The 550-nt window shown below is 36.5% G+C and carries 2 tRNA genes; both read left to right on the top strand.

The annotated features are described in order from the left end of the window. Positions 1-37: 37 nt before the first annotated feature. Positions 38-111: transfer RNA gene (locus AC2D6T_RS12020), tRNA-Ile, on the top strand. Between the two features lie 83 nt (positions 112-194). After that, a tRNA-Ala gene (locus AC2D6T_RS12015) sits at positions 195-268 on the top strand. The last annotated feature ends 282 nt before the right edge of the window (positions 269-550 follow it).

The raw sequence follows: 550 nt of genomic DNA, 5'->3' as shown, positions 1-550 counted from the left end.
TGTTAATTTTAAAAAACAAGAATATCAAAGCTATTATAGTCTCGTAGCTCAGCTGGTTAGAGCGCTACACTGATAATGTAGAGGTCGGCAGTTCGAGTCTGCCCGGGACTACAAATTTTGATATTCAAAGGAAATTCTGGAAACTAGAGAATTCTAAATTCGTAATTCTGAATTCGTAATTCTGAATTTCAAATGGGGGATTAGCTCAGTTGGCTAGAGCGCTTGCCTTGCACGCAAGAGGTCATCGGTTCGACTCCGATATTCTCCACAAGGCGATGTTTATAGATAATTAATTATCAATAGCATCAAAAGTCAACACTGATAAATAATTGTCAGTGGCGACTCGCCACAGTTCATTGACATATTGGTAAAATGATATCGTAAGAATCAAATAAGATAGAGAGTTTAAAATAGAGATATTTTAGACAATTTTTATAAAAATATAAAAGAGCTCGTTGTGATATTTATATCACAGCAAAAAGTACAATAAGTTAAGTAAGGGCGTATGGCGGATGCCTAGGCTCTCAGAGGCGAAGAAGGACGTGATAAG

This window comes from Polaribacter sp. YIW18 (assembly GCF_057219325.1).
The sequence above is the reverse complement of the archived record's forward strand: the minus strand, read 5'-3'. Positions and strand labels throughout refer to the sequence as shown.